General features: G+C 42.7%; 15 protein-coding genes, 1 riboswitch and 1 other annotated feature. Of the genes, 2 read left to right on the top strand and 13 right to left on the bottom strand.

The annotated features are described in order from the left end of the window. Positions 1 to 261: 261 nt before the first annotated feature. From SALPA_RS23260 to rsgA, 3 genes are all read right to left on the bottom strand, one after another. Positions 262 to 2301 (bottom strand): sigma-54-dependent Fis family transcriptional regulator, encoded by a 2040-nt coding sequence (locus SALPA_RS23260; protein ID WP_145099637.1) that lies wholly within the window; start codon positions 2299 to 2301, stop codon positions 262 to 264. Positions 2302 to 2481: 180 nt separating this feature from the next. Next, positions 2482 to 2596, bottom strand: a riboswitch (molybdenum cofactor riboswitch). Between the two features lie 278 nt (positions 2597 to 2874). Further along, complete coding sequence (locus tag SALPA_RS23255; protein ID WP_145099635.1) at positions 2875 to 3444, bottom strand: carbonic anhydrase; 570 nt, start codon at positions 3442 to 3444, stop codon at positions 2875 to 2877. Between the two features lie 60 nt (positions 3445 to 3504). After that, positions 3505 to 4584 (bottom strand): ribosome small subunit-dependent GTPase A, encoded by a 1080-nt coding sequence (rsgA, locus tag SALPA_RS23250; RefSeq protein ID WP_145099632.1) that lies wholly within the window; start codon positions 4582 to 4584, stop codon positions 3505 to 3507. A gap of 369 nt (positions 4585 to 4953) precedes the next feature. Here rsgA and SALPA_RS23240 point away from each other — a divergent pair, with 369 nt between their 5' ends. Next, positions 4954 to 5406 carry a DUF188 domain-containing protein gene (locus SALPA_RS23240; protein WP_145099629.1) on the top strand — a complete coding sequence of 151 codons (453 nt, stop codon included), beginning with the start codon at positions 4954 to 4956 and terminating at the stop codon, positions 5404 to 5406. A 29-nt stretch (positions 5407 to 5435) separates the two neighbouring features. On the opposite strand, the gene nifU is transcribed toward SALPA_RS23240, so the two are convergent. From nifU to SALPA_RS23225, 3 genes are all read right to left on the bottom strand, one after another. Beyond that, positions 5436 to 5813 (bottom strand): Fe-S cluster assembly scaffold protein NifU, encoded by a 378-nt coding sequence (gene nifU / locus SALPA_RS23235; protein WP_145099626.1) that lies wholly within the window; start codon positions 5811 to 5813, stop codon positions 5436 to 5438. Positions 5814 to 5908: 95 nt separating this feature from the next. Next, positions 5909 to 6145, bottom strand: a complete 237-nt coding sequence (locus tag SALPA_RS23230) for a MoaD/ThiS family protein (RefSeq protein ID WP_145099624.1) — start codon at positions 6143 to 6145, stop codon at positions 5909 to 5911. Between the two features lie 263 nt (positions 6146 to 6408). After that, positions 6409 to 8148: an aldehyde ferredoxin oxidoreductase C-terminal domain-containing protein gene (locus SALPA_RS23225; RefSeq protein ID WP_145099621.1), complete on the bottom strand. Its 1740-nt coding sequence runs from the start codon at positions 8146 to 8148 to the stop codon at positions 6409 to 6411. Positions 8149 to 8419: 271 nt separating this feature from the next. On the opposite strand from SALPA_RS23225, the gene SALPA_RS23220 reads away from it, so the two are divergent. Then, positions 8420 to 8671: a hypothetical protein gene (locus SALPA_RS23220; RefSeq protein WP_145099618.1), complete on the top strand. Its 252-nt coding sequence runs from the start codon at positions 8420 to 8422 to the stop codon at positions 8669 to 8671. Between the two features lie 325 nt (positions 8672 to 8996). Here SALPA_RS23220 and SALPA_RS23215 read toward each other — a convergent pair whose 3' ends face one another. From SALPA_RS23215 to kdpC, 7 genes are all read right to left on the bottom strand, one after another. Further along, a complete protein-coding gene (locus tag SALPA_RS23215; RefSeq protein WP_186451200.1) occupies positions 8997 to 9977 on the bottom strand; it encodes a bile acid:sodium symporter family protein in 981 nt (326 codons plus the stop codon). 54 nt (positions 9978 to 10031) lie between these two features. After that, positions 10032 to 10279: a binding site (T-box leader), on the bottom strand. Positions 10280 to 10452: 173 nt separating this feature from the next. Then, complete coding sequence (locus SALPA_RS23210; protein WP_145099612.1) at positions 10453 to 11337, bottom strand: substrate-binding domain-containing protein; 885 nt, start codon at positions 11335 to 11337, stop codon at positions 10453 to 10455. 268 nt (positions 11338 to 11605) lie between these two features. Continuing rightward, positions 11606 to 12688, bottom strand: coding sequence for an amino acid ABC transporter ATP-binding protein (locus SALPA_RS23205; protein WP_145099609.1), 1083 nt, complete (start codon positions 12686 to 12688; stop codon positions 11606 to 11608). Next, entirely contained in the window at positions 12681 to 14273 is a 1593-nt protein-coding gene (locus tag SALPA_RS23200) for an ABC transporter substrate-binding protein/permease (protein ID WP_222428100.1), read from the bottom strand. Before SALPA_RS23200 ends, SALPA_RS23205 begins: the two co-directional genes overlap by 8 nt. Before the next feature lie 290 nt (positions 14274 to 14563). Continuing rightward, entirely contained in the window at positions 14564 to 15244 is a 681-nt protein-coding gene (locus SALPA_RS23195) for a response regulator (protein WP_145099604.1), read from the bottom strand. After that, on the bottom strand, positions 15219 to 17978 hold the full coding sequence (locus SALPA_RS23190) for a sensor histidine kinase KdpD (protein ID WP_255451316.1): 2760 nt from the start codon (positions 17976 to 17978) through the stop codon (positions 15219 to 15221). Before SALPA_RS23190 ends, SALPA_RS23195 begins: the two co-directional genes overlap by 26 nt. Before the next feature lie 505 nt (positions 17979 to 18483). Next, complete coding sequence (gene kdpC / locus SALPA_RS23185) at positions 18484 to 19059, bottom strand: potassium-transporting ATPase subunit KdpC (RefSeq protein WP_145099601.1); 576 nt, start codon at positions 19057 to 19059, stop codon at positions 18484 to 18486. Positions 19060 to 19093 lie beyond the last annotated feature (34 nt).

Here is a 19093-nt window from a genome sequence, read left to right as displayed (position 1 = left end):
GTACAACTAGTGCCGTTTACCCCCTATCCTACACATCCACTATATACGGACATTTTCTTCTATTCAGAATACATTATCCCTTATTTATGGCTATAAGCCGAATTTTAGACAAGATAATTTACTTTAATTACCATTATTTTTTTCTTTGTGGAATAATAAATACAACTTTTACTAGACAAAAAGTCAACCATGCTTCTCTCACAGTCTGTTATGTGTACCTAAATATGTGCATAAGTGTACCATGAATGTGACACTTATGCACTATTTGTATATTTCATACTGTTTCATTTTTCGGTACAGGGTATTTCGTGAAACCCCCATGCTGCGCGCTGTCAGACTAACATTTCCTCTATAGCTGACAAGCAGATCCAGAATTTCCTGTCGTTCATGCTCTTCAAGCATGAAGCGGCGCCCTTCTCTCCCGCAAAAAGATTCTGCGGGATGATGATTTGAAGAAGCCACATTTTCGTTATCGGTATTTACCGGTTGCCAATTACATATTTCTTGCGGTAAATTCCTAAGATTTACAACTTGTCCTTCTGTCAGACTAACAATCCGCTCCACCACATTCTGAAGTTCACGCACATTTCCCGGCCAGTCGTATCGTACAATTCGGTCAATAACCTCCGGACTAACCAAAAAGTTCCGGTCATGCTTATCCTGCTTTTCTAAAAAATAGTTAAACAATGCTATGATATCATCAGAACGTTCCCGCAGCGGCGGTATTGTGATCGATATAACATCTAACCGATAATATAGATCTTTGCGAAAGGTCCCCTTTTCTACTTCTTTCAATAAGCTTTTATTGGTAGCACAAATCACTCTGACATCAACCGGAATTACCTTATCACAGCCAATTCGATTTACTTTTCTCTCCTGCAATACACGCAGCAGCGCTACTTGCTGCTCTAACGGCATATCGCCGATTTCATCCAAAAACAGCGTTCCGCCGCAGGCGAGCTCGAATTTGCCTGGTTTACCCCCACGTTTAGCCCCCGTAAAGGCACCCTCCGCGTAGCCAAATAGTTCACTGCCAATAAGCTCCCTGGGTATAGCCCCGCAGTTTACCGCTATGAAAGGTCCGGCGTTACGTTCACTTCGATTGTGAATAGCCTGGGCAAATATTTCTTTTCCTGTACCGCTTTCGCCTTGAAGTAATACGCTGGACAGCGAGTTTGCGGCAAGAGAAGCTATCCGGATAGCTTCCAGAATAGCTTTACTTTCGCCAATAATATCGCTAAACTGCAAAGTCCCATAGTTTCCGCTAAACCGGTTCACCAAATTTTGAATTTGCTTAATGGGCCGTAGAATAATAACACCACCTGTCACTACTCCCTGTTCATCGGTAACAGGCTCCCCTGATGCCCAAAAATGACTGATCTCGCCGTTGATGTCGAGCATGATTTCAGTGTCTGCGCAGGATTCTTTGCACATTATCATTCTTCTAACAAAGGAATTTTTTGCTCCTAAGATACTCTCCACCTGAACTCCACGTGTATCCTCAGTGTCATTTATACCAATACCAAGTATATTTTTGGCAACAGGGTTCAGTTCACTAATTACACCATTATTGTCAACCATAATTACGCCATCAGACATAGTATTAAAAATATTCGTCAACCGATTATTAATTACACTTAGTTCTTTATTTTTTTTTCTAATACCTAGCTGAGCCATGATTGCTTCCGCTGCCGCCATCACCATCCCCAGTGTATGCAAATGAGCAGCCTCTGATTTGCCTGAAACGTCGAGAATTCCCAGAACTGTCCCCTTATCGTCAATAATCGGGGCTGCCGAGCAGGTCAGACAGTGGTGTTTGCGGCAATAATGTTCAGAACCTGAAACCTGAATTGATTGCCCTGTGATCAACGCTGTACCAATGGCGTTAGTACCAGCCTCGGTTTCACTCCAATTTGCGCCTTGAAAAAAGCTCGCCGTCATTGGGTTTGTCAAAGTATCTTTATCACCAAAAATTTCCATAATATAACCGCGTATATCGGTTAGTGCCACAACAAAACCAGAGCCTGCGACAATCTGGTATAAGTTTTCCATAAAGGGTTTGGCAATAGTAATAAGATCCCGGTTTTTTCGCAACATAACCTGAAGACTGGCAATTTCCAATTGGCGATGAATGCTATCATCATTGGGATTAACCTTGGCTTGGCGGCACCTTATCCATGAATCCCAAATTTCTGGTCTGATAGAATAATTATAATTCTTGTCAGCACTTTTTAGCGTGGCTGTAAAATTTAGCCATCCGTCCCAGGTACTATCAATAGTGTTTTCGGCATACACAGCCATAAGTCACCCTCCTGTCTAATTTTTAACGTAACATCAGGTCCTGCAAACAAAGAAAACACGGCTTGTGCCGATTCTTTTGCTAAGTGGCAGCCGCTGTTGTCCTCATTTTGGTTTTGAGAAAGTTATGCTTATGGGGAAAATAAAAAGACAGAGCACGCAAAAAAGGATGAGCGCCCCGTCTCAATATAGCACTGACTCCTTTCCGCAACGGGAGGCTTACTGGTTTCCCGGTAAACCCAACGACCTGGTTGTCGTAGTTTCCATTAGACTACCAGATTCGGAGTTAATGAATATTCTGTTATTCTCCAATATTATTCGTTACTAGCGATTAAAATCCTGCCTCATCAATGAAATATTCTCCAACGAATTACATTTATCTGTCTAATGCGATATTTATTTCTTTGAGACAAACTTTATATTATTTTCGATTCTCTCTTCAGCAATAAAACGCCTGATGCAAAGGTTAGTAAAAAAATACCCATAACTACCGCAAGGCAAATTATGAGTATTTTCTCTCTATAACATGGCTAATTTCTGCTCGTGAATAGACCATTACGGAAAGCTGCTTGCTTATTATATACAAGCCTGATAGCCGTCCACTACAACCTCAAGTTGTCCTGTATGCGGATTAAAAATTAAACCATGAATAGGCACATCCTTTGGGATAAGTGGATTATTGCGAATTTTTATAACTACTTCCTCGATATTATCTATGGGGTGATGAAAGTGATCTATCCAATCCCGCAACTCTGCTTCTATCATTTTGATAGCATCTGGTGAAATTTTGCGTATTAACATTTTTTGAATAAGACTTTCAGCTGTTGTATGAGCTAAACCACAGTCAAGATGACCAATCACCATTACCTCTTTTACACCTAATTCGTAGATACTAACAATTAAACTGCGAATCGTAGATTCAAATGGACCAGTCACCGAATTACCTGCATTTTTTATTACTTTGGCTTCACCGCGTTTGATACCCATTGCCGGTTCTAAAAAATCTACCAATCTTGTATCCATACACGTAAAAATAGCTAAATGCCGATTAGGCAATTTGCTGTTCTCAGGACAATAGTGAACACCCTCAACAAAACGTTCCATAAACTGACCATTAGCTGCCAGTACTTGTTCTAAAATATTCACAACAAATCTCCTATCATACTATTTCTACTAGGTCACACTATCTACGCTTCTGGAGAATAACTATTTGCGCTTATTCTTCTCCTTCAGTGACCGCTGTACCTCTTTCATTCCGCCGAAACTCCCAAACATTCGTTTAATTTTGGCTTGTTCAAGCTGGCGCGAATTCATCCCCTGATAATTCAACTCAGCCTGGAGTTTTTGGTAACTTGTGAGACGTTCCAGCAACAGAGTACCGGTTTCGATAGCAGCTTTTACGGCACAACCAGGTTCAGTTTGATGGCTGCAGTCATCAAACCGGCAGTTTTGCGCCAACTGGTCAATATCGGCAAAGGCTTTAGACAAATCCGCAGTTTCGAGCTGCAGTTCACGCATACCAGGAGTATCGATCACTATGCCGCCAGTTGGAAGCACGATTAACTGCCGGTGTGTGGTTGTATGGCGTCCTTTATCATATTGATCAATTTCTTTGGTGACAAATACTTCTGTCCCTGCCAGGCAGTTAATTAACGTAGATTTGCCGACACCTGACGAGCCAATGAACGCCACAGTCTTACCAAAATCAATGTATTTCATAAGCTCTCGATAGCCTTCCTGACTCCTGTTGGATGTTACAAGTATATCGACGCCCGGGGCAACCGGATGCAATTCAGATAGTTTGTCAGCTAAGTTTGGACAAAGATCTGCTTTAGTGAGTATAATCACCGGGATAGCCATACTATCCCAGGCGATAGCCAGATAGCGTTCCATCCGCCGCAGATTAAAATTATTGTTTAATGACATGCAAATGAAAATTGTGTCAATGTTGGCCGCTATGAGCTGGCATTCCTGCGCATTTCCGGCTGCTTTGCGCTCAAGCATGCTTCTACGCTGCAAAACCGCGTTAATAATGGCATGACCGACATTGCTTTGAGTACGGTCTACCATAACCCAGTCTCCCACCGTAGGATAGCCGCTTTTATCCTGCACAGAAAAGGCAAGCTTTCCTGAAATCTCAGCCGTAATTTCACCATTTTCAGTAATAACTTTATACAGATGTTTGTGTTGAACCGACACCCGTGCTACATATAACCCAGCATAAAGGCTTGATTCCTGCTCCAATAATTCGGTCAGTCCTAGTGTATATAAATCTGTTTTACTCACATTATTTGTCCTCCCATAGGTATATTCAATGTAAGATCAATGGGGAGGGCAAGACCAGTACTACTTTGCAAGCACCTCCCCGTTTGATACCGACTCCGCAATATATGCGTTAACCATACTATCAACTCCTTTCATCATCCGGCTTCCGCTGCCGCCAAAGGCTCAGCGCAAGTCGTGCTTCTCTCTATTTAGTATAACACAACAGCCGCCGTCATCGTATCGGCATAACAATTTTCGTCAATAGTGCGCTCTCAGGAACTTCTTGTGGAGAATTGAAGTAATATTCATAAGAAACGCCTGTCGAATATTTCGTTCTTTATTCGTTTTAGATATAATTAAATAGAAATCTTTGGTATATAAAGGAGACCTATGAAAATACTGATTGACGCTGACGCCTGTCCCAAGGCGGCATTACAGTACTGTTTGGCATCAGGAAAGAGGCATAATATCCCTGTTTGGACGGTAGCGAGTTTTAACCATATTATTCTGTCCGATCACCATGTAACGGTGGGCAGCTCGTCACAGGAGGCCGATATAAAAGTCATCAATCTAACTGAAGCAGGCGATATCATCGTTACCCAGGACTGGGGTCTGGCTTCGATGGTATTGGCCAAGTCGGCCTATTGCCTCACCCCAACAGGTATAGAATACTTACCGGAAAAGATGGACTTTTTATTAGAAGAACGGGAAATCAAGGCTAAGTTTCGCCGGAGCGGCGGACGGACAAAAGGACCCAGCAAACGAACCCAAGCAGATGATTCGCGCTTTGCTGCCGGCTTGGAAAAAATTATCTGTAATGGTAAGACAAAAGAAGATCAGTAAGTTTTTGCATTTTCCCATCCATCACGGAGCTATAATTTGTTCTCTTCATCATTGAGATAATCGGCGATAGCCTGATGGAGTGCATCAGCGGCGATATTTGAACACCTCAATTTATTAGGCGGCAGTCCGCCTAAGGCTTCTGCCACATCTTCATTCCTTATCTGGAGCGCTTCTTTAAGTGTTTTGCCAATAGTCATTACTGTGACCATGCTGCTTGCAGCTATTGCTGCAGCGCAGCCGAAGGTTTTAAATTTGACATCAGCCAGTGTATTGTCTTTTATTTTTATATATATTGTTATCCTGTCACCGTCTACGGGATTGCCTACACTGCCTATCCCGTCTGCAGCTTCTATTTCTCCTACATTTCTGGGATTTGAAAAATGATCAAGCACTCTATCATTATACATGCTTTTCGCCTCCTGCTACAGCAGCTTTACACGCTTATGTTATATATGATTCCACTGCAAAAGTACCTTGCGAACATTTCGATGGTTTATAAAACTCAACCACCGCCTACTGGTGGAAACAAGGCAACCCGGTCACCATTGGTTAAAAGCTTCTCCAACTCACACCCTATGCCATTTATCATAATCAAGTGAATCTCTGTAGGATCAATTTCAATTTTTTTAACTAAATCAAGTACAGTCATGCCATCAGGTATATCGACCATTATGACTCCATTTGGGCTTGATGGCGCATAACGCCTCAATGTGGCATATAAACGCACTTCCAATATCATACAAACCCCCTCCTCTAAATATAAACCATATCATAAATTGTGCTTAGTCATAAATAAACTGTCAATATTTAATAATTATACTTATATATTATCATACCTATTGACCCTAAGCAAAAACATAGTTATAAAAAACCGGGCTTGAGCCCGGCTTTTTATCCAGATGGTTGCTTTCCCTGGATTGAACGCTTATACCCCTTTAGGGCACAGGCGTCTTCTGCCAGCACCCTAAAGGACTTGACACAAGCCAAGTCTTTTCTTATCGGCTAGAAATTGTAGACTTCGTCGATTTCTTCCGGCGTAAAGTCCCAAACAAGGTTATGAGGCGGGCAAGGCTCATATTCAAAGAACTCCGGCAGACGGTCATGAGCGTTAGTAAAACCAGCTGCTGCATTAAAGGCCCGTTCAACTTTAAGAATTGATTTTCCGAGGGCAGTTACGTCATCTGCGGTCAATGACAGACCGTAGCGAGCATTGATCATATCGACCAGAGCGTTGAAGCCTTCAGGAATATCCAAGATAGCGAAGGCAATGAAGAGACACATGCCAGTGCTGTCAACAGCAGCGGTGGCGATTTGCAGGTTACGGGAGAGTTCTACTTGTCCTTCCTTCTTGAGTGGATCTACATAGCCGCCAACTTTCAGGATGTTGGTAGCAATAGTATAACCAGAGGTGTGGTCAGCTCCCATTGGAGAAGTAGCATAGGTCAGGCCGATACCTTTAACGTTACGTGGATCGTACGCCGGGATAGCCTGCTCCTTAACAATAGGAGTCCGGAACAGACCGCAAACCTTACCAACAATGGCTGTACCACCACCAATGATTCGGCCAAGTGGAGTAGGAACAGCGATTTCCTTGATAGCAGCCAGAGCAGCGTTGCCATCACCCCAAGGCAGCAAACCACCTTCAATAGCGGTAGCTACGGCAACAGAAACGTCGATAGCGTCTACGCCGACATCGTCCATTGCCCGGTCGATATAAGCGATGGCATCCAGATCTTGAATACCAGCGTTAGCGCCAAGGGCCCAGATAGTCTCATACTCAAAACCACTCGTAATGTAGTTGCCTTCTTTGTTCGGATACCACTGTGAACAACGAATGATGCAACCAGTGTGGCAGCCGTGAGACACTTTGCCTTCGCCGCCACGCTCACTGATCGTGGCATTCAGGGTTTCACCGGAGATTTTGTCATTCCAGTCAATGCGGCCTGTAGTGAAGTTCTTGGCAGGCAAACCGCCAGCTTCGTTTAAGATGTTAACCAACACGTCTGTGCCGTACGCCGGCAAGGCTTGACCAGTAACCGGATGAGTAGTCAACGCCTTGGCAAACGCTTTGGCTGCCGCTCTGAATTCCTCTGGTCTTGCAAGGGTAACGCCAGGTGCACCGGCATCATCAATGATAAGCGCTTTTACCTTCTTGGAACCCAGCACTGCACCCAGACCGCCACGGCCAGCACTACGAATGTTGCCTTCAGGATCTTTAAAGGAAATATTAGCGGTAGGCAGGCGATATTCGCCAGCCGGACCTGCCAGCGCGATACCAACTTTAGCACCATATTTCGCGTTTAAGACTGTGATTGCTTCGTAGTTGCCACAGCCGCCAAGTATTTCAGCCGGAGCCTCATCTATGGTTACACCATTCATGTCAATTTTCAGGATATAGAACTTGTCTCCCGCAGGCATTCCTTCGATAACAAGAGCTTTGATACCCATTTTGGCCATCTTTTGGGAGAAAGTTCCGCCAGTGTTACTTTCCTTGATGGTACCGGTCAGCGGGCTCTTACCTCCTACAGAGAGCCGTCCGGACTGGGCAGCAGTAGTGCCGCTTAGGAGGCCGGGAGCAAAGATCAGCTTGTTGTTTTTCCCCAAGGCATGGCATGTGGGCTTGACTTCATCGTTAACGAAGTATGAAGTAAGAGCGCGCCCTGCCAGGCCTGCGTACTTTTCTGGAGCCTCACTTATTGTAACTTCCTTGATTGTCATGTTTATACGGATAAATTTGTTCATGAAAATCCCTCCTCATACTTTGATTTTAAACATAAAAAAAGAGGCGCATTGCCGGACGCGATAATTGCTCACCACACCTTAACGTTTATTATCTCCCTGTAGAATGATAATAAATCGGAAGTAAATATTAACTTTGTTAGTGCTTTTCTCATGATTTTTTAATTATCTTAAAGCATATAAATATAAAGTTTGGGAGGAAAATGAATGTATGCAGCAATGAATTATGGGCAGTATATAGAAAGAGCTAATAATCTAAGATAGGAGGCACAATATGAAAAATACTAACACAAATAACCAGGATAATGCTCCTTCAACTCAAGATGCATCCTTCACAACTGGTTTGGACAATATAAATAGCGCCATTCATAATCAACCTCTCAAAGAAAATGATAGCCAGGCAAATGAACGCCTATGGAAGAACATCATGAATGATTTTGAGGAAGTGTATCCTCCTATTGACGAAAAAGGCCGGCAGAAAATTGCAGCTTCTAGAGAGGACATAGAAGATGTTGCTATTGTATAGTGGATCAAGTAGCTCGTACCCATTGATAAACTTACAAACTGGACTCTATATCAAAAAGTTCACGGTTAATCCGTGAACTTTTTGATATAGAGTCCAGTTGTAAAGTATAACTTGACGCTTTTTCAATATCAACATTTTTTTGCCGTTCTAGTCCCACTGGCTTGGCAAAGTATATTATCAGGTGAAGCCATGTGAGACAGAAAGGCTCTCTTATCCAAACCTAGGGATAAGAGAGCCTTTTTTCTATCGTTCCGGTCAACACTCCCGCCTCTATAGGCAGCGCTAGTTCAGTTTGGAGTAGACTCTCCACCTGAACAATGCTGTTTTAGCCTTCCTGAAACGAATTCACTCCTTCTTCACTAGCAGACGCCGTTTCTTCGTCAAGCGGCCTATTACCCCAATAGCTGGCTAATACGCTGCCTGTAATGTATTCCCAAACAGTCATGACTGCAGCTGGTAAAGCTGCCATCGGATCCAAATGCGCTAATGCCAGCGCAACCGCAAGACCTGAATTTTCCATGCCGATTTCAAAGGTAATTGCTCTGGATTTTTTCTTTGACATGCCGACCACCCTGCCGGAATAATAACCAAGAAGCAGTCCGGCTATATTATGAATCGCTACGGCTACACACAGAACCAGCGCCACTGTCGCTAACTTAGCTGCGTTCAACGCCACTACGGCAGCAATGATAGCGATAATACAAGAGACCGACACAGCCGGAACCACCTTGGTGAGTTTCTCCACTAAAGTGGGCACCAACATATGCAGCGCAACTCCGGCAGCTACCGGAACCAATACAATTTTGACTATGTCCATGAGCAGTGCGTTAACATCAATAGGAATCATGGCCCCTGCCAAAAATGCAAAAATATAAGTGGTAAGGACCGGTGCTAAGATGGTATTAATACTTGAAACTGTTATAGAAAGTGCTGTATCTCCCTTGGCAATATATGTCATGACGTTAGAACCAGTACCGCTCGGAGCCGCACCCAGGAGAACCATCCCTGCGGCCAATGCCGGCGGCAAACCAAGCATGTGGGCCACACCAAAGCCTACCAAGGGCATAATTAAATAGCGAAAAAAGACTCCATAAAATACATCTTTAGGCCGAGTTAACACTAAACGGAAATCTTCGAGTGACATGGTAAGGCCCATCCCCAGCATAATAACTCCAAGGAGGTACGAAATATTCTTGCCGATCGGTTTAAATGGTTCCGGATAGAAAAAAGCAACTACTGAAAAAACCACCACCCAAAGCGTCATATTCCGACAAATAAACTGAGCTAATTTTTCCAAATACTTCATCAATAATAACCTCCTGCAAAATAAAAATCCTCTTGCCCTTCAAGTCAATAGACTTAAAGGGGCAAGAGGCAACTCTCGCGGTACCACCCTTTTTACAGATAAAAATATCTGCATCTCATCAGGTCAAACAACCCTAGCAGAATAACGACTGCACTCCCTGCGGAGCCGAGACCGGCAAAGCTTACTTTGTAGTTCAGCTTTGCTGTTCAGGAGTGAGGCTTGTATTCCCATCGCACTGATTCGCACCAACCATCAGTTCTCTGAAACGACATAGAAAGCAAGTTCTCCTTCATTACATTTTTCATATTAAATAAATTGCATTTTCAGGCTATATATACTATACCCTTATAGCTTTCTCCTGTCAACATAATTTTTTTAGTTTTCTCCCATACTATTTCATCTTGTTCATAACCAGGACACAAGTAACCACATCATGCCTACCAGCCACCGGCCCAATAAGTTAAGTGGCTGCATTCTACTTAGCTAAATCTTCTTCCTTTTTACCTGCATCTGGTACGAAAAGCGCCTGACCATATTTACTTACGCCGAAGTCCTTGATGATGGCCTGGCCCTCATCAGATACCATGAAATCAGCGAACGCTTTGGCTCCGTCTTTATTAACTTTAGAGAACTTCGCAACATTTACTTCCATTACATGATAAATATTAAGCAGCGCTGGCTCTTTTTCTAAAACAATATCCAAATCCAAGTTCTTTTTCTGCGCAAGATAAGAAGCGCGGTCTGTTAATGTGTATCCTTTTTTCTCAGAGGCAATCTTCAGCGTCTGGCCCATGCCAGCACCGGTTTCCTGATACCATTCGCCTTTGGGACTTATGGCAGCGTTTTTCCAGAAGCTTTTCTCCATTTTGTGAGTTCCCGAATCGTCACCACGCGAAACAAAGACAGCTGCCGTTCCTGCGATTTTTTTGAAGGCATCTACCGTGGTTTTTAGGCTTTTAACGCCTGCAGGGTCATCCTGAGGTCCGACGAGTATGAAGTCGTTGTGCATAACCAAGCGTCTGTTAATCGCCGCTCCACTGTCAACCACTTTCTTTTCCGCGTCAGGAGCATGAACAAGCAGCACATCCGCTTCTCCCTTTTCTCCCATAGCCAGGGCTTGACCAGTACCTACGGAAATAGTTTTAACTTTATAACCAGTCTTTTTCTCAAAAGCGGGGATGATTTCATCAAGCAATCCGCTATCTTGGGTGCTTGTGGTTGTAGCAAGGATAATGTCTTTATTAACGGGAGCAACCTCCGCTTTGTTCTGTTTCGTTTCATTTGAGGAACAGGCCGCTATTGTAAGTGAAAAGGCAACTAGCAATACAAGCATTATATAAAGCAGATTCTTATTTTTCATTTTAAACCTCCAAAAAATTTTACTACATGTTATCCACCGTTTCTAAAAATTCCCTAAAACTCCCCCCTCCAAAAATAGACCAGCTTCTCACCCCTTTCGCTCCTAGGCCGCATGCCAGTTTCCCTGCAAACGCTACAACCCTGGAAGTTGGTTCCTATTATTAGATAATCAGGGTCAGAGCAAATATAAGAGAGACATAACATGATTCCCCGTCTATATTTCTATATAGAAATATATTCTCCTTTTATTCCCGAAGATATTTCTATATTCACTTCCCTTTCACCTTGGCCAGCAATATATTCTTTCCATTTTCATAGCTGTAGCGGATACTTTCACACGTGCCCTTTATAAGCATTAATCCGATATCATCGTCTCTCACGCCTTCCTCAAGCGGGTTTACAGAAACTCCCACGCTTTCAAACACAAATTCTAATTGGCCAGTTTTTTCTGAATAGGCAAAAGTAAGTGTAATATTGGAAAACTCTGTTTGCAAGCCTAAAACTTCCTCAACAAGCAGCAGAACATTAGTAGATATTTTTCTTGGTAACAGATGTTTTGCACAAAAGGCTTCAATTTCTGCATTCATAGCATACAGATCATAATTTTTGCTATTAATATGGTAGTTAAAGCTACGTATTCTGTTAATAAATGTTCTTGTTTTTTCCTTTTGCGGATTTTCAAATATCTGTTGTGGTGTACCCTCCTCGTAAATTATCCCTTCGTCCATATAAAATACACGACTTGAGATATTGCGGGCAAATTCCATTTCGTGAGTAACAATCATCATCGTCATACCAGCTTTGGCAAGACCGCGGATAACCGCTAAAACCTCACTCACCATTGTCGGGTCCAACGCTGATGTCGGTTCATCAAATAGCAAGACCTCCGGATCCATGGCAAGGCAGCGGGCAATGGCCACCCTTTGCTTTTGCCCCCCGGATAGTTCATCAGGAAAGCTGTCTGCTTTCTCGGCAAGCCCAACCAGCTTCAGCAGCTCTAACGCTTTGCTCTCTGCAGTGGCTTTGCTTTTGCCCAGTAGTTTGATCGGCCCTATTGTGAGATTATTTACCACAGATAGATGCGAATACAAATTAAACGACTGAAATACCATTCCGACTTTTTGGCGTATTTGAGGAACATTTGTTGTTTTTGCCAACAAAGGGGTATTGTCAATAAAAATACTGCCGCCGGTAGGGATTTCCAGGAGATTAATACAACGTAAAAATGTGCTTTTTCCTGTGCCGGAGGGCCCGATTATCGAAACAACCTCACCTTTTTGTATGTGGGCGCTTACATCTTTTAGCACCATAAGCCCGCCATAGCTTTTAGAAAGATGTTCGGTTTTAATCATTGGTCACCCTCCCTGCGTTACGATTTCTTTTCGGATTACTTCTTGCTTCCATATAGTCCAGAACAAGCGCAAGCGACCATGAAACAAGGAAATAAAGCACCGCTACCATGATAAGCGGGAAGAACGCATCGAAGGTACGACTCCTGATAATATCGCTGGCCTTTGTCAAGTCCTGTACCGCAATATAGCCAACGATTGAAGTCATCTTTACTAAGGAAATTAATTCCCCCTTATAGACCGGAAGCACCCGTCGTATTGCCTGTGGCATTATAATATAAAGGAAAGTCTGGGTTTTGGTAAAGCCGCCTGCAATCCCGGCTTCTGTTTGTCCTTTATCTATACTTTCAATTGACATCCGAAACATTTCGGAAACATAAGCTGCAAAATTCATACCAAACGCCAAAACAGCCACAAGGATAGGGTTAAGATCTACCGAGGCAAACACCACATAAAAGATAATCATCAGCAGCACAAGTACCGGGATTCCCCGCATGATGGAAATATAGAACTTGGCGATAGTAATTGCCAGCCAGTTCTTGCTCATTCGCATAAAACAGACCAAAGCGCCAAGCAGGGTACCAAAAATTGCAGCCGCCAGAGCGATTACCGCAGTTGTTTTTAAACCGTCAAGGATAAGTAAATAGCGATTTTCACGAATAATATTATTATGAAACCTATCAGATAATTTTTTTATAAATGGTATGGCAGCTGCCGTAGCTGGCTGTTCATCATATTGGGCGATATTCTTTTTTAGGGCAAACACGCTGACCCCCACTTCATAATAGGGGTCAGAAAAATCAATTTGCTGCTTTCTTTCTTCTGTTATCATCACGCTACTGGCAAACATGTCAATCTTTTTAGTGGAAACAGCGGCAATTAAACTACCAAACTCTGTATCGATCAGTTTAAGTTCTTTCCCCAGATAGGCCGCAAATCGTTCGGAAAGTTCGACATCAAAACCAACCAACTTATTATCTTTAACAATCGCGAAAGGCAGTCCTTTATCACTTACCATACCTACGATAAGGACACCGTTGGTTTTGGGATTATCAATCACCGGCATATCAGTAACACCGTTATTGATCCAACGATTAACCATATCGTCATACACGCCATTTTCTTTGCTTTGTTTTAGAAAAGCATTAAACTTCTCTCGCAAATCGCTATTTTGCTTATTAAAGCCAATACCAATAGGAATTAAATACACTCTTTCTTCCAAAAAAGCCAATTCATTATCGTTCCGAAAGATTTCGATCAGTGTTTCCCGGTTATAAAAAGCGGCGTCAACCTTTCCTGACTTTACGCCAAGAATTAGGTCTGGCGAGCTTTTATACTGCAATAGCTGGGCCTGGGGATATGTTTTGGTTACATAGGCATCGTGAATAGACCCGAGTAAAACCCCAATGCGTTTATCTTTTAAATCCGCAGTTCTTTGTAGCTTAGTGCTCTCAGTTATTACGGCAGTTTTTGTATCACCCTGGATGGCCGTTGGCGACTCTGTGGGTTTTCCGTTTCCGCCATTACACCCGACGAGCGACAAAAGCATAATAAAAAGCAATACTACCATAACCGCTTTGTTTTTCATAACTTCGCCTCCTTTACTATACATGGGCATCTGCTTCCCTATGATATTAATTATGAGAAAATAGCGATAACTTACTAAAAAGGTAAGTTATCGCTATTTTCTCTACATTTAATCGTATTTCCTGCTATATTGTATTATAGAGGTGATAAAACCCAGTTCCACGTCCGGCCATGCAAAAATTTCTTTCACCTAACTGGCAGCAACAATTAATGTGCTATTCTTATTTTAAAACTGAAGCAAAAATCGGGTCCCCGCGCTTCCTCTATTCCGTTTCGTGAGGTGACCCCCTATTAATGATCCATTAACCGATAGCCAACACCCGATTCAGTAATGATATACTTTGGCCTGATAGGATTATCCTCAATTTTACGCCGCAATTGATTAATATAGACCCTAATATAATGGTTATCATCATAATAGTTGTTTCCCCATACAGCTGTAAATAATTGCCGGTGGGTTATCACTTTTCCTACATTCTGTGCTAAAACTTTCATAATTTCATATTCAGTCGGTGTCAGCTTTACTTCCTTACCGCTGACAAAGATGTATCTCTTGGCAAGATCAACCGTTAACTCACCACATACCACTACAGGTTTATCATCAACACGTGTCGTTCTTCTAATAAACACTCTTATTCGAGCCATAAGCTCTTCAACCCCAAACGGTTTAGTAACATAATCATCGGCACCTGCGTCAAGCGCGTCGACTTTTTCTTTTTCCTGCTCACGTGCCGTAAGGACAATAATTGGCACCTGCGACCATTCGCGAATTTGGTTAATTACCTTTTTGCCATCCATATCAGGCAACCCCAAGTCCAGCAAAATAATATCAGGCTTGAATATTACAGCACGTTGAATGGCTTCCTGCCCATTCGTGGCTTCATCCGTATCATAACCACCAACTCTAAGAGAAACCTTCAAAAATTTCCTGATTTGTGGTTCATCATCAACGACTAAAATTTTTATACCCATTAAAAATACCTTCTTCCCGATCTATCAGCATTTTATCCTGTTCATGAAGCGGCATAAAGAAATGAATAATCGCACCTCCGTCTTTGCGGTTTTCAGCCCAAATTTTCCCGTTATGTGCTTCTATAATAGTTCGGCAAATCGATAATCCTAAGCCGATACCGTTAATATTGCTCTCAATTTGTTTTGCCCGATAAAACTTATCAAAAATATGTGATAAATCGGCAGTTGGTATACCAATACCCCTATCAGCAATGGAAACCTGAACTCTGTTTTTATCTGTTACAATTGATATTTCCACCGGACTGTTGGATGGTGAATATTTTAAAGCGTTATCAAGCAAATTTACCATAACTTGTTCTAATAACCGACTATCACCACGCACAATGGGAACTTCAGATGGAATATTTAATAGTATTGGCCGTTCTTTTATCTGATCCTCCACCTGCTGCAAGGCTACACCGATAATATCCTGCAAGTCACACCAATCATTTTTCAGTTGGAAAGTTCCTCCCTCTAACCTTGCAGTATCTAATAAGTTTGCCACGACCCGCACCATTCGTTTTCCTCCGTCGATTATGTTAGCCCATAACTCATTTTTCTCTTCAACTGAACAATGTTGTGCCGCATCTTTAAGAGTTAATGCTGACCCGATAATACATGACAACGGGGTTCGCAATTCATGAGAGACTGAATTAAACAATGTGCTCTTAAGTTTATCAGATTCCAGCAGTAAGGCTGCTTCGCGAGCTTTTTCTGTCAGTTGTACTCTTTCAATGGCAATCGCCGCTAAACCGGCCCAAGCTTCCATGAGACGGCGTTGCTCGGGAGTAATAAGTTTTTCGATAATTTTTATTCCTAACACTCCGACAATACGTTCCTGGGTAAACAGTGGTAAATATAGATATTCAGCACTTGGCAGAGTTTCAGCAGAGTGTCCGGCAGCTTCGCAGTGCCCAAATACCCAAGCTGCCACAGCCGCTTCCGCGCTGTTTTCAATCAGATGGTTTGTATGTTGTTCCACTGCAGCTCCTGCCTCATGTTCCGCGCATACCATAAGCTGATTATGCTCATCAGGCAATAACACCATGACATGACGACCCAAGGTATCTGCTGCCTGAATTGCAAAACTGCGCGTAATAGTCTTTAAATCAACTACCGCAGCAATCTCTTTACTAAAACTATATAATGAACGAATACTGCGTTCCCGTTGGCGTGCCAGAGCGGCCTCTTCTCTTAAAAATTCAGTACGTCCGCCAATAATAAAAGCAACAATCAAAAACGTGATAAAACTCCAAATATACCGCAAATCATAGACAGTAAAGGTAAGTATTGGCGGAATGAACAAAAAATCAAATAGAATCATACTGCTAACGGCCGTAAAATAAGAAGGCCAGCGCCCCCACCAAAATGCACTTAACGTTACAGGCAGTTGATAAAGCAGAGCAATATTGATAATTTCTATCAATTCTTTAAAAAACCAGCCAAAACCACTAATAGCCATTGTCATGCCCAAACTCATCAGATAATATTGCCATTTTCCATGATCAGATACTACTTCTGTATTGATGTGTGTATTTCGATTTTGCTGTTCTTTTTGCGCTTGAATAACGTATACATTAATTCCGCCGCTATATCGGATCAGCTTATTGACGACTGATTCGTGCACTAGGTCCCGTAAGCGACTATGTTGAGGCTTGCCGATCACAATGGCTGTAACATTATTGTTTCTGGCAATGTCTAACAGTTCATGCAGCAAATCTCGACCTGCTATACTGATTGTTTTGGCACCAAGCTCTTCAGCTAAGCGCATGTTGCGTGCCACGCGATCTCGCTGGCGTTCCTTTTCCTTTTGAGAAAACCTATCATTGGTTTCAATATGAACTGCCAGCCATTCGGCCTGCAGACCAGCGGCCAGCCTGCAGGCTGCCCGAATAAGCTGAGCAGAAAAAGGACTAGCGCCAACACATACCATAACCTTGCCCGAAGCCGGCCAAGGGCCATCAATCTTGTGTTCGCGCATATATTCACTCAAATCACTGTCTACTCTCCTGGCCATAAACCGCAAGGCCATTTCGCGCAACGCATTAATATTGCCTTGCCGGAAAAAATTTTGCAGCGCTTGTTCTGCCTGTCCGGCAACATACACCTTGCCTTCCTGCAAACGCTTAATTAAGTCTTGCGGCGATATATCAATTAATTGGACATTATCCGCCTGTTCCACAACATAATCAGGAACCGTTTCCCGAACAATAATACCTGTAATTTGGGCAACGACATCATTCAGACTTTCGATATGCTGAATGTTAAGAGTCGTATATACATTGATACCGGCCTTCAAAAGTTCCTCAACATCCTGGAATCTGCGCACATGACGTGACCCCTGGACGTTGGTATGTGCCAATTCATCAACCAAAACAATATCAGGCCTCCGAACAAGAATAGCATCAATATCCATTTCCTGCATTGTCTTGCCTCGATAGGTAATCAATTTAGGCAAGATGACAGGCAACCCGGAAACCAATCCTTCTGTCTCCTTCCTTCCATGGGGCTCCACCCAGCCGATGACAACGTCGATCCCCTCACGCAAACGTTCATGGGCACTCTCCAGCATGGTGTAGGTTTTTCCCACACCAGCCGAAGCACCTAACAATACAGTAAGCTTTCCCATTTCGCTTCTTGATATTTTTTGCAGAAGCGTATCAGGATCAGCACGATTCTCCTGTTTCATATACATATAATTTTCCTCCAGTAGTTGCAACTTACAGTGTTAGTATAGCTCTTACCTCTGTCAAAAAGGTGTCTAAGATTCTAAACTACCTGTAAAGATATTATAAAAATGAACAAAAAAATTATAAAAAAGCACGTTGAAATAAAACCAACGCGCTTTTTTTAATACAACTACGTGCCTACATGAATTAACATTTACACAGCTGATAAGAACAAGCAAAGATACAAATCATCCCAATCCGATATTATTTGAATCCAATTAATCTTGGCCACAAAAGTAAACCCAGACAAAAGCCTAAACCAAAAACGAATAATACCACACCGGCTAGATCTAAAGCATCCATACCTTTTCCCTTCTTTCCCCAAAATGAAACTAATACTCCCCCCGACTCAGTGCATTAACTTTAGGGTAATGATAACATACAATCCCGTAAATAATGGGTCAATTTACTTAGGCATTGTGTCAGAATTCCGTCAAAATGATTATCTTAGTTCCTAAGCAGTATTTATACTTATTTTAAGCTATCAAGCGCCATATTTAGCGCCAATACATTAACCCTTGGTTCACCAAACAGCGCTAGTTGCCGGCCTGAAATATTTTTATCCACTAAACTGTATACTTCCTTTGCCGCTAACCCACGCGCTTCAGCAACGCGCTCAACCTGGAGGTAGGCCGCATCTGGGGAAATATCGGGGTCTAGTCCGCTCGCTGATGCAGTTACCAGATCAGCAGGTATAGCAGCATTCTCATCAAGACTGTTCTCTTGGCGTGCTTTGTTCACGTTGTCAGCAATCATATCCATTAGTTTCTTATTGGTGGGACCAAGATTGGAACCAGACGACCCGGCGGCGTCATAGCCATCCTTGCCGGCTGATGACGGTCTCCCATGAAAGTAACCCGGTTGCGTAAAATTCTGTCCGATTAGTTTGGAACCAACAACCTGCCCTTGGCTCTCAATCAACGACCCCTTTGCCTGAGACGGAAAAATCGTGTTGGCTACTCCAACCATAGTTAGCGGATACACTAAGCCAGTAATAACTGTTAAAACAAGCAGCATTCTGAATGAATTTACTATTTGGCGCCACATTGACCTTCAGCTCCCTTAATCGAATTATCCATAA

This window comes from Sporomusa sp. KB1 (assembly GCF_007830295.1).
In the GTDB taxonomy this organism is placed as follows: Bacteria; Bacillota; Negativicutes; order Sporomusales; family Sporomusaceae; genus Sporomusa.
This window is presented reverse-complemented; position numbering and strand designations above follow the sequence as displayed.

What these genes read in the sequence shown, in the direction of transcription:
- SALPA_RS23260 (WP_145099637.1), bottom strand. Translation starts at nt 2,301, where the DNA reads ATGGCTGTGTATGCCGAAAACACTATTGATAGTACCTGGGACGGATGG.
- SALPA_RS23240 (WP_145099629.1), top strand. Translation starts at nt 4,954, where the DNA reads ATGAAAATACTGATTGACGCTGACGCCTGTCCCAAGGCGGCATTACAG.
- nifU (WP_145099626.1), bottom strand. Translation starts at nt 5,813, where the DNA reads ATGTATAATGATAGAGTGCTTGATCATTTTTCAAATCCCAGAAATGTA.
- SALPA_RS23230 (WP_145099624.1), bottom strand. Translation starts at nt 6,145, where the DNA reads ATGATATTGGAAGTGCGTTTATATGCCACATTGAGGCGTTATGCGCCA.
- SALPA_RS23225 (WP_145099621.1), bottom strand. Translation starts at nt 8,148, where the DNA reads ATGAACAAATTTATCCGTATAAACATGACAATCAAGGAAGTTACAATA.
- SALPA_RS23220 (WP_145099618.1), top strand. Translation starts at nt 8,420, where the DNA reads ATGAAAAATACTAACACAAATAACCAGGATAATGCTCCTTCAACTCAA.
- SALPA_RS23215 (WP_186451200.1), bottom strand. Translation starts at nt 9,977, where the DNA reads ATGAAGTATTTGGAAAAATTAGCTCAGTTTATTTGTCGGAATATGACG.
- SALPA_RS23210 (WP_145099612.1), bottom strand. Translation starts at nt 11,337, where the DNA reads ATGAAAAATAAGAATCTGCTTTATATAATGCTTGTATTGCTAGTTGCC.
- SALPA_RS23205 (WP_145099609.1), bottom strand. Translation starts at nt 12,688, where the DNA reads ATGATTAAAACCGAACATCTTTCTAAAAGCTATGGCGGGCTTATGGTG.
- SALPA_RS23200 (WP_222428100.1), bottom strand. Translation starts at nt 14,273, where the DNA reads ATGAAAAACAAAGCGGTTATGGTAGTATTGCTTTTTATTATGCTTTTG.
- SALPA_RS23195 (WP_145099604.1), bottom strand. Translation starts at nt 15,244, where the DNA reads ATGGGTATAAAAATTTTAGTCGTTGATGATGAACCACAAATCAGGAAA.
- SALPA_RS23190 (WP_255451316.1), bottom strand. Translation starts at nt 17,978, where the DNA reads ATGTATATGAAACAGGAGAATCGTGCTGATCCTGATACGCTTCTGCAA.
- kdpC (WP_145099601.1), bottom strand. Translation starts at nt 19,059, where the DNA reads ATGTGGCGCCAAATAGTAAATTCATTCAGAATGCTGCTTGTTTTAACA.